At 48.7% G+C, this 11,174-nt stretch carries 8 protein-coding genes and 2 pseudogenes; 1 reads left to right on the forward strand and 9 read right to left on the reverse strand.

Annotated elements, in window-relative coordinates:
* On the forward strand, nt 1-1,056 hold a 1,056-nt coding region (locus DPV68_RS13855; protein ID WP_157964200.1), incomplete at its 5' end, for a transposase.
* Between the two features lie 113 nt (nt 1,057-1,169).
* On the opposite strand, the gene DPV68_RS13860 is transcribed toward DPV68_RS13855, so the two are convergent.
* The 9 genes and pseudogenes from DPV68_RS13860 to DPV68_RS13900 all read right to left on the reverse strand — a co-directional run bounded on the left by DPV68_RS13860 (nt 1,170) and on the right by DPV68_RS13900 (nt 10,966).
* Nucleotides 1,170-1,625 (reverse strand): recombinase family protein, encoded by a 456-nt coding sequence (locus tag DPV68_RS13860; protein WP_232819661.1) that lies wholly within the window; start codon nt 1,623-1,625, stop codon nt 1,170-1,172.
* A 215-nt stretch (nt 1,626-1,840) separates the two neighbouring features.
* Nucleotides 1,841-2,590: an IS21-like element helper ATPase IstB gene (gene istB, locus DPV68_RS13865; RefSeq protein WP_114167373.1), complete on the reverse strand. Its 750-nt coding sequence runs from the start codon at nt 2,588-2,590 to the stop codon at nt 1,841-1,843.
* Nucleotides 2,583-4,139 (reverse strand): IS21 family transposase, encoded by a 1,557-nt coding sequence (istA, locus tag DPV68_RS13870; protein WP_114167374.1) that lies wholly within the window; start codon nt 4,137-4,139, stop codon nt 2,583-2,585. The genes istB and istA overlap by 8 nt, the downstream gene beginning before the upstream one ends.
* A 160-nt stretch (nt 4,140-4,299) precedes the next feature.
* A pseudogene (locus tag DPV68_RS13875) lies at nt 4,300-4,383 on the reverse strand (recombinase family protein); the annotation flags it as partial.
* Nucleotides 4,384-4,602: 219 nt separating this feature from the next.
* On the reverse strand, nt 4,603-5,844 hold the full coding sequence (locus DPV68_RS13880; protein WP_114167375.1) for an MFS transporter: 1,242 nt from the start codon (nt 5,842-5,844) through the stop codon (nt 4,603-4,605).
* Between the two features lie 233 nt (nt 5,845-6,077).
* Nucleotides 6,078-6,755 (reverse strand): class I SAM-dependent methyltransferase, encoded by a 678-nt coding sequence (locus DPV68_RS13885; RefSeq protein ID WP_370447082.1) that lies wholly within the window; start codon nt 6,753-6,755, stop codon nt 6,078-6,080.
* Nucleotides 6,752-7,165, reverse strand: a complete 414-nt coding sequence (locus tag DPV68_RS13890; protein ID WP_114167377.1) for a universal stress protein — start codon at nt 7,163-7,165, stop codon at nt 6,752-6,754. The genes DPV68_RS13885 and DPV68_RS13890 overlap by 4 nt, the downstream gene beginning before the upstream one ends.
* Nucleotides 7,166-7,179: 14 nt before the next feature.
* A pseudogene (locus DPV68_RS13895) lies at nt 7,180-8,604 on the reverse strand (SulP family inorganic anion transporter).
* Nucleotides 8,605-9,058: 454 nt separating this feature from the next.
* Nucleotides 9,059-10,966: an LTA synthase family protein gene (locus DPV68_RS13900; protein WP_114167378.1), complete on the reverse strand. Its 1,908-nt coding sequence runs from the start codon at nt 10,964-10,966 to the stop codon at nt 9,059-9,061.
* Between the last annotated feature and the right edge of the window lie 208 nt (nt 10,967-11,174).

The raw sequence follows: 11,174 nt of genomic DNA on the forward strand, positions 1-11,174 counted from the left end.
GGCATTGATGACTGGGCCTGGAGAAAACGAAAAAAGTACGGGACAATCATCTGTGATCTAGCGACACGACGCCCGATCGCCTTACTTCCCTCTCGGGATGTCAAAACCGTCTGTGCTTGGGTTCATTTGCATCCCACCATCCAGGTGGTGGCACGTGACGGATCCATCGAGTTTCGGGAGGCCATCCGTTTGGCCGATGAGACGATTCAACAGGTGAGTGACCGATGGCACTTGTTTCATAACTTAGGGAAGAAAATTGAAGACATCTTGAAGCGACGTCTTCCATCTAGCGAAAAAATCCTTCTCGAACCGGATGGCCTTAACGCCGAACGTGAACTGACAGACGCTGAAAGAAGAAAATGGACGCTTATTCTCGCAGTACAACAGGATGCAAGACAGGGCGTTCCGATCTCCGAGTTGATCAGACGTCACCATATCGACCCAAAGACGTGTCGTAGATACCTACAGATGACAGAGGCACCAAGAATCAGTCGGTCACATCGACAACACAGCGCAGACATCTACAAGGGAGACATCGTCAGATGGATCCGCCAAGGTAGGACGACCGAATGGATGTACCGGACGCTGAAACGGAAAGGATATCTCCGTGGAATCAGTACGTTTCGACCTTACGTGGCAAGATTGAAAAAAGCAGTCCCACACGAGATTAACATCAATCGACGAATCATCCAGAAAGTCCTCTGGGAGGACGAGCCTTCTAACAAACCACTTCTCATAAAGATACTGAACATCTATCCTTTCTTGAAGGTATTGAACGAGCTCGTCCGTTCGTTCAAGAATCTTTTCGGCAAAGCGACGTCTGAACAGGATATCCTAAAATGGTGTGAACAGGCAGAACGGATGAACGAAACCCCACTAGCCTCTTTCACAACCTATATACGAGGGGACATCGATGCCATCCGGCTCGGGATGACGCTGCCCTGGTCAAACGGCATGGTCGAGGGACAGGTCAACCGACTCAAGACGATCAAACGTCAAATGTATGGTCGGGCAGGATTGGAGCTGTTGCGCATCAAAATATTGAATGTCACTTGAGGCTCGTTGTTCTACTGAAATATGAATCGATGTCTATATAACCATAGGGATGAAGCGTTTCATCAAAAGTGAGGAAGAACCAATTTTAAACCGCTGTTGACATAAATCAAATATCATTGCTCTTTCATATACTTATAAAATGTAGAACGAGAAATATTTAACGTTTTAGTGATATCATTTACCGTCATTTTAGCTTCATACATCATATATGCACGAGTCAAAATATCTGGATCAATCTTTTTCCGCCCACCTAAACGTCCTCGAGCACGTGCTGCTATTAAACCAGCATTTGTACGTTCGCGAATCAATTCTCGTTCCATTTCTGCCAATCCCGCCATCATAGTGAAGAATAGTCGGCCGGCAGCCGTAGAGGTATCTATACCTAGTGTAATAATTTGAAGATTTATTCCGCGACTTTTCAAATCATCAATCAATTCAAGAAGCTTCTTTGTGGTTCTCCCTAACCGATCTAGCTTCCAGACGACTAGGGTATCACCTTCTCGTAGATAATCTAAGCACTTTTCAAATTCAGGTCTCTTTTTAACACTAGATGCCTTCTCTTGAAAAATTTTAGTACAACCTGATTACGGCCACGAGTTTTTACCGCCTCTGACATTTTATTTACCACCAAATGCCATGTTCGGTACCACTCAGTGACATATGTCGACCATCATGTGACTTAAAGTCCGTTGGACAAGGGATTGCGGCATTGTGAGCCATCGATTGCGGACGACTGAGCCACCTAGTGCGGAGAAAAGAGCCATCACTTGGATGGCTCGGACGGTCAGCGTGCTGATATGCCATGGCGTTCCCTCATCGATATTTCACCGTCGATCATGATTTGATAAGAGTCATGGATGATCCGGTCGAGGATCGCCTCTGCGATGGTCTCGTTTCCTAATCGAAGATGCCATCCGCTCGGGTCGATCTGAGAACAGTAGATGGTGGAGACGGTCTTATGGCGCGACTCGGAAATCTCGAGGAGGATCGTCGCCTCGTCAGTCGTCAAGTCGGTCAATAGCCATTCATCGAGGATGAGTAGGTCGACTTTTGTATACTTTTTGAGGAGTCGTCGGTAGCTCCCATCGGCTGCGAGCTTCGCCAGTGTCAGTTCATCCAACAATTCAGGCAGACGAATGTATCTCACCTTGAACGACTGGCGACAGGCCGAGACCCCGAAGGCGGTCGCGAGATAGGTCTTCCCGGATCCTGTCGGTCCCTTCAGAATCAAATTGTGGCCGTCCAAGATGTAAGTTCCGCTTGCCAACTTGAGGATCTGCTCTTTGTTCAATCGACGGTCGGCATGGTACTCGATGTCCTCGATGCAAGCATTCGAGTTGATGAACGAGGCAGCCTGGATCAGCCGGTGCAGCTTGCCGTTCTTTCGTCTGGAATGCTCAAAATCGACGAGTAGTGCCAGTCGTTCATCAAAGTCCATGCGTTGAAAATCGCGATTGGATGACTGTTCCTCATAGGCTTCGGCCATCCCGTTCATCTTCATCTCGATCAGTTTGGCAATCGTCTGTTCATTCATCTTTATCAGCTCCCCCATAGTATGCCGCACCACGCATGAAGCCATAGTGATTGTTGACAGTTTCCGTCTTGCGTTTCAACTCCTGCTCGGCGTCGCTCTTCTTGTTGTTCGACAGGATGCTCTGGATGCCCTTGACCGTCGGTCTGTTGGTCATGGAGACGACCATCTTACAGGCGCGCTCGATCTCATACTTGGAATAACGTCGCTCCAGTTTCTTCAGCGTGAAGATGGATTGGAGTGCCAATCGCTCGGTCTGAGCAGTGCCAAGAAGGAAATCGATCACTTTCAATGTGTTCGGACCGATCTCGTCTGCCCAGTCTTTTGCGTTCTCCGGGGTCTGGTCGATGTAGAGCTTATGGTTGTCGGGCATGTGATCGCGGTTGGTCGATAATTGTCCGAAGCGTCCAATCAGCCGTTTGTGGGAGGTAATCCGCATTTCGTTGAAATACACCTCGACCAATTGCTCGGTCAGTCGCACCTCGACCTGACAGTTGATATATTCATAGGGCACCGAATAAAACATGCTCTCGACGGATATGTGGTAGTCCGGCCGGACCTTCGCGTCCCGCCAACTCGATTGTTTGTACGAATGCTTCGGGAGTGGTGCTAACGCGAACTTTTCCTCTTCCTCGAATGCGGAGAGACGGCTACCGGGCTTCCGGGTGAACGGACGATGGTTGAACTCTTCCAGCTTTTCATGAACCTCACGGTTCAGCTCCTCTAGGCTGAAGCAGTGGGAGTTCCTCAAGGCGGCGATGATCCAAGTGGAGATGACACCGACGGAACCCTCGACACTCGGTTTGTCCTTTGGAGCGCTAACACGCGCGGGCATGACGACCGTCCCATAATGTTCAGCCATCTCCCGGTATGTCGGGTTGAGGATGAGTTCACGTGACGTGTTTCTCGTGACACCGGTCTTCAGATTGTCAGGGATGAGAATCTGGGTACTCCCACCGAAATAGCTGTAGGCATGGTTATGGCACGTAATCCATGCCGACAAGTCCATCGAGAGGCTCGCCTCGGCATAAGACAATTGGCTACAGGGCAATGTCGCCACGAATATGTACGCCTTTACTTTTTCTCCTGTGTCTCGGTCGATGATGAACGTGGTTGAACCCGCCCAGTCTACCTCCATCACCTCTCCTGGCTTTCGACGAATCCGGAGTGTAACCTTGTGCTTATTAGCATAGGCGCTATAATGTCGCACGAAACTCCGATAGGAGTAAGGGATTCGTTTGTTCGTACGGCACTCAAGCTCGTACTCATGATGTAGGAGAGACAAGGTGACGTTCGGCTTTGCCAATTCCCTGTGTACATAGTCAAAGTCGATCGGGTGTCTACCGGACGACTCAAGCGTTCTCTCAGGGAACAAGAACTCTTCAATCCACTTATCGGTCATGTCATCATCGAACGGCCCCATCAAGCTTTTATCCGTCGCCCGATCAATCACCTCCGTCACTTTCTGACGCGAGTTGCCAGTGCTAGCCGCGATACTTCTCAGGCTCAGCCCTTGCTCCCTAAGTCTTAGAATAGCTAAATACCGAAGCATAAAAAACCTCCCATGTAACGATGTCACACCATTAGGTGTGCACATTAATCATAAGGAGGCAATATGAAGGTTGGTCGGGGCTTTGGCATCACTTGGTAAATTGTTTGTCACTCTTTGGTAAATAAGATTGCAAGACTGGTACATTCTAATGGCCGTAATCACAACCAGCTTTATTAAGTTCATCTAGTTGTGAGTCCAAGTTCTGATCGAGGGTCGACACTCGTGCATAACCAATTTTCGTCATGAAGTACCTCCATTTGTTTGTTTACTCGTTAAATATAACAGAAAATGAACATTGATAAAAAGATGAGTTAAAAGACAATCAAACGATAATGAAAAGGGCTTTAAATAACCCTTTTCATTATCATGTGAATTAATTAACGAACATGTCTTTTTAACGTTCGTTATAAAGACATGTTTGTTCCGCTACTATGTCAGCTTTTTATAAAGAAACATTTTCGATTTAACGAATAGGTTTTTTAGCAAAAGATGCAGCGGTGATTCCGATGAGTGGGAAGACGAGCGAATACCAAATGATCATCTCATAGTTCCCGAACAGGTCGTAGGCGATCCCAAACGGAAGCGGACCGACCGCAGAACCGAGCACCATGACAGACGTCGCCAACCCGCTAATGCTGCCGAGCGCGGCGCGACCGAAGTAATACGGCCAGACATAATTCAAGGCGATGCGCTCGAAACCGTTACTGATCCCCCAAATGATACCGAAGAGAATCGCGAGGGAGAACGTCGTCGTATACTGCAAGATGATCATGAAAATGATCTCTGTCACGAAAATCCCGATGAGCACGTAATTGATTTTCACGACATCGATGATCCGTCCGGCGATGAACGTCACCGGAAACCCGAGAATCGCCATCAAACTTAAGACGAGCGCGGCCGTCGCCGGAGGCAAACTTTGCTCCTCAAAGATGGAAATCAAATGAAACGTGATAGCCGTGTTGACGAGCGCCGGGATTCCGATACACGATAGTATCAGCCAAAACGCTCGTGTCTTGAGCGCTTCTTTGAACGTGAAGTCGACATCGACGTGAACCGGTGCGCCTGACGTCTTTGTGCTCGGATGCGGATTCGTTCCACCGTCCGGCAACAATCCCATATCTTCCGGCCGATTGCGGACGAAACGGTAAGCGAACGGCGTGAACAAGACGAAGACGAGGAGGCCCCAGACTTGCCACGTCGTCTGCCAACCGATCAAACCGACGAGCCAAACGTTGAGCGGGGGAAACACGGCCGCACTCAAGAAACCGCCAATCGCCATATAACTGAGCGCTTGCCCCCGTTTCGTGATGAACCATTGTGGGACGAGCGTGTTCGGGATGAGCGTCATCGATCCTTGTCCGAACAGACGAAGCATCCAAATCCCGAAGAAGAGCATCGTCAAGCTCGTCACATAACTATTAAACAGACAGGCGACGGCTAGAAGGATCGATGCCAGGACCATCATGATGCGTTGCCCGAACCGGTCAATCAACCGTCCGACGAAGAACAGGCATGCTGCAGAAGCGAGCGTCGCCGCCGAATAGATGCTCGACACTTCCGAACGCGACCAACCGAAGTCGGTTATGTATTGATCGATAAACACCGAGATGAAATACGTCTGACCGGGACCTGAGAAGAAGACGCCGAGCCCCGCGATCATGACCATGTACCATCCATAGTATATTTTTTTCTGAGTTGCCCCCATACTAGTTCCCCCTCATTAATTAAATGAAGGCGTTCAATCCTTATAAGATAAGAATTGAACGCCTTTTCTTCGTCTTACTCTTTTCTTGCCACTAGATTGGCAAAGCGAACATTTTTTTCGGAATGGAAGTCCGCTTATGAGTGGGATTCTCCCTTCACCATTACATGCGGGGCAAATAATCTTCACGCTCATTCATTTACCTCCTGTCACTTGAACCAGTAGACCGAGATGAATCACTTCACAGCGAGGGCGATTCCTATAGGATAATGCACATCTTCTCGTTTGGGCTCGATCAAGACACCACGCTGATAGTAGAAAGAAGTCGATGAAAAATTTGTAAACAATGAACAGAATTCCTTTTCAGTGAATTGGTGAACATGGAACGGTTCTTTCGTTGATTTCCCAATGCCTTGTCCAAACGGCGTTGATAAAATCAGGACACCTTCAGGTTTCAACAAATTGTACACATTCGCCATGAAACGTTCGTAATCCTCGACATGTTCAATAGTTTCAAAGCTCACCACGAAATCGAATTGTCCATATTGCTGTGGCAATTTTTTATCCAATACATCGCCGACCACGTAGCGGACATTCGGATGGTAATATCGACCTTTAGCATAACGAATGGCGGATTCAGACAAGTCAATCGCGACGACCTCAATCAAATCGTTTCGTCGCATCTTAGCAATCAATTGGCTACCAAATCCACAACCTGTCGCAAAGTCAAGTACACGACCGTGAAGGAACGGTGCAGCAAACTGATAACGAGAAATATGTTCTAGCAACATGCCATTCATAGGGTCCATCTGATCTGGGATAACGCGTTCCCCCGTATATTTTAGAGTCATTGTCTCCTCCTTAGCACTAGCAATAGAAAAAGCGCCACAGAAATCCGTGGCGCTTTCGGTCAACGAACGATGATCACAGGAGACAACGATCGTTTCGCGAGTTTGTGGCTGACGCTTCCTAACACGAACTCTTGGAACGTGTTCAATCCACGAGAGCCGACGACCACGAATTCAAACGGTTCATGGTTGGCGTAATTGACGAGTTCGACGTCAGGTTCGCCACGAAGTTCGACATATTCGTACTCAATGCCTGCCTTCGAAATGGCGTCGAAGAATCCTTGTAGTCGTTGCTTTCGTTTTGTTTCTAAATCAATCTTACCTGTCGATTGAAGTGCACTTTCTTTCGATTCTTTTGGCGAGACCACGTGGACGACATCAATTGAAGAAGTTGTCAATTTTGCTAACTCAATCGCTTTTTGTGTCGCCCGCATCGAATGATCCGACCCGTCGATGGCTAAAAAGATTTTACTCATGACTTAATCCTCCCTTAGTGACCTACGTTCGCTTCATGTTGACGCAAGTGAAGCGCTAACGTGTTCAGTAATTTCTCAGAATCTTTATTTAAGTTCATTAGATTCGGCTCGATACCAACTGATCGATACTTGAAGACAACCTTATCGATGGCGCCAATGGCAGAATCATCCCATAGATGCGTGTTGGCGAAATCGATACTGACTTCTTTGACCCCAGCATCGATATCTTCGTCGACCTCAAACTGATTGACGAAATCTGATGTCGAGGCGAAGAACAGTTGTCCATTCACTTCATAATGAGCGTGTTGGTCATCTTGACGACGCTTCAGGTCGACACGAGAAATTTTCGCGGCGAAAATGACGGCTGCCGTCACAATTCCGATAATGACACCGATTGACAAGTCATGTGTGAGCACAGTAGCGAGTACCGTTGTGATCATGACAAGTGAGTCAGTTTTTTGACCTGTTTTGAGCGTTTTGAGTGAACCCCAGTCAAACGTCGCATAGGCGACGAAGAACATGACGCCGACGAGGGCACCGACCGGGATGAGCATTAAAATATTGCTCATCGTCATGATCATGATGAGAAGTGCGAGTCCGGCCGTAAATGTCGACAAACGGCCACGTGCTCCTGACGAGACGTTGATGACAGATTGACCAATCATCGCGCAACCCGGCATCGCCCCGAAAAATCCGGCGATGATGTTGGCAATACCTTGACCTTTCGATTCGCGGTTTTTATCTGAATCTGTCCCTGTCATGTCATCGACGATCTGTGCCGTCAACAGTGACTCAATTAAACCAACGAAGGCAAGTGATAATGAGTAAGGCAAGATAATCATAAGCGTTTCAAGCGTGAGCGGGATATCAGGTAACAAGAACATCGGTAACGTCGCCGTGATCGTCCCCATATCCCCGATCGTCTTCGTCTCAAGACCCATGAAGAACACGAGCAATGTCATCGCGACAATTGCGACAAGCGGTGCCGGGATTGCCGACGTGATGCGTGGGAATACCAGAATGATTGCGAGCGAAGCCGCAACGATGGCCCACATGATCCACGTCTCCCCATTGAACTGTGGGAGCTGGGCTTGGAAAATCAAGATGGCAAGGGCGTTAACGAAGCCGACCATGACCGCACGCGGGATGAACTTCATTAAACGAGCTATGCCAAGAAGACCAAGCACAATTTGGATGAGACCAGCCAAAATCCCGGCAGCAAGCAAATACTGAAGTCCGTAATCTTTTACGAGATCGACGACAAGGAGTACCATCGCGCCCGTTGCAGCCGAAATCATCGCCGGGCGTCCTCCTGTAATCTAAATGACCATCGCGATGATAAAGGACGCATATAGTCCTACCATCGGATTCAGTCCAGCGATAAGTGAGAAGGCGATCGCCTCCGGGATAAGTGCAAGGGCTACAACGATCCCTGCCATCACATCAGCACGGGGATTCCCGAGCCAGTCTTGTTTCAACGTATTCAATTTTTCCAAATGAACACACCTCTCTATAGATTTTTTAGTATTGATTTCTGACTCTCACAGAAATCAAAACACCAAAATCGATAAATAACGCGTTCACAGTTCGTTCATAATTTCACAACACCACAGATATTACCCTAGAATAGACTATTTGGCAACCGATGTGATTCATTCTTTTTCCCGACCTATTCGAGCTTATGTATCGTTGTATAGTAAGGCGTTTTCTTCTGCCTATTGCTAAGAAGAAAGGCGGAGAATTTTCCAACGCCTTTCAAATCAACGATGTAAGCGATACTGCTCCTGATTTGATATCCCGTCACCTATGTTAAATTGTTCTGTCCGATTCTTTGCTAAACAATAAAAAGGAGAAAAGATTTTTTATATCTTTTCTCCTGATCGACTGTATTATTCAGTTGTCTTCTTTAAATCGAAGCAAGTCCGAGTAAATGATTTGATCATTCATCTCGAGCACGTTGTTCGCCTCTTCTTCAAGTGGCGAACATACTCCGGCGTCCTCGACGAGTTCTCCCGTCTCGGCGTCGTAGCACCTCGCCTGGGTGAACATGTAGTCTTGTGTCACAATCGTCCCATCACGTAAAATGGCACGGTCGTTCCGGTCTTTCGAGAACAAGTCGTTCCCGAATCCGATTTGATCCGACGTATCGATCCCGAGCAAGTGCTGGATCGTCGGGTTCATGTCGACGTGACTTCCAATCGTCTCGTGCACTTCACCTTTATCTTGTCCCGGCAAATGGATCGCGAACGGGACAGATTGGAGCTTGGCCACATCGAATGGCGTCAACTCATCTTTTCCGAGCAGGTCGGCCATGGCGGCGTTATGGTTCGTCGAGATGCCGTAATGGTCACCGTAGACGATGAAAATCGTGTCGTCCCACATGCCGTTCGCCTTCAACTCGTCGATGAACAAGCCGAGGGCATAATCCTGATAGGCGAGCGCCTGCGGGAAGTTGTTGAGCGTCGTCGAGTTCGTCTCAAATTTCGGGACGAGCTCGTGCTTCTCGCTCGGCATCGTGAATGGGAAGTGGTTCGTCAGCGTGATGAACTTCGCGTAGAACGGTTCCGGAAGCTCCTCGAGCATCGGGACCGACTGAAGGAAGAACTCATCATCGAGCAGCCCCCATTCCGTCATGTCCGCCGGGTCGCCTAAATCGTAGCTCGTTTCATCAAAGAACTCATCGACCCCGATGTTTTGATACATCTGGTCGCGGTTCCAGAACGATTTGTTGTTGGCGTGGAACACAGCCGAGTAATAGTTGTCCTCTTTGATGATTTCAGGGAGAGCCTCATACTCGTTGTCGGCGTTCGTGAAGTAGACACCTCCACGCGAGAGTCCGTAGAGCGAGTTATCAAGCGCATACTCTGAGTCTGACGTCTTCCCTTGACCGGTCGTATGGTAATAGTTCGGCCAGAAGTGAGACTCTTCAATCAGTTGGTTCAAGTTCGGCGTGATGTACTCGCCGTTCGACGCTTTCATGTTGTGCGTGAAACTTTGCGTTGATTCGAGGGAGATGGCGATGACGTTCTTCCCTTTGTACTTCCCGAACATCTCCGGGTCCGGGGCCGCATAGTTCTGGCGGGTATAGTTCTCGACTTCCTCAAGTTCTGAACCGTCCGCGAGCGCCTTCTGGGCCGACGTCTTCGTTTGAAGCATGGCGTCGTAGACGTGGAAGTTGAACGTCCCTAGGTTTTTGACCAACAGTTCCCGGTCGAACGAGCGCGTCAACAGTTCTGGACGTTCCGTCTCCGCGAGGACGAGGTTGAACCCGAACAGCGCCGCTGCCACACCGAACGTGAGCAGCACACGGCGTTGCGATGCCTGACCCGTCTCGTTCATCTTCCATAGAATGAACGGAAGCACGACGAGATCCCCTAACAGGAGCAAGTCTTTCCATTCGAGAAGCGAGAGGAACGAAGACGAGAGCGTCTCCATGTTCGACGACTGGAACAAGACCGGCACGGTCAAGAAGTCTGTGAACTCACGGTAATAGGTCGTATCCGCGAACAAGATGAGCGAGGAGACGAGATATAGGCTATACAACGCCCACTTCCGCTTATTCCCACCGAAGAAGAAGCTGAAGGCGAACAAGAACAACGTGAAGCTGAGCGGGTTGATGAAGAGGATGAACGCCTGGACCGGATTCTCGGCCGGCATGTTGAAGAAGAACTGATACGCGATCAGCGACTTCGTCCATAACAGGATGGTGAACATCCAGAACAGACGATGCGTCTTGAACGAGTCGAGCGCCGTCTCGCGGAATCGCTCCATCCTGCCTTTCTGTTGATTCATGTGTTTCATGTGAACACTCCTTTAAGATATTTATATGGTCAGTTAGTACAGCGACTAACAAACGGGCAAAGGTATACGTTCGATTTTAACGTTCTTATGACCTTAATTCAACCCGTAGAAATAGTTGTCGGAATCTACGCGTCCTGTTTCCGTACTCTAGCTCGCTGGTCGTCGGTGCAAGGGACGTCAAAAAAATGACGCGCCCTCCGGCCCGTCT

Source organism: Exiguobacterium sp. TNDT2 (assembly GCF_003331145.1).
Taxonomy (GTDB): domain Bacteria; phylum Bacillota; class Bacilli; order Exiguobacteriales; family Exiguobacteriaceae; genus Exiguobacterium.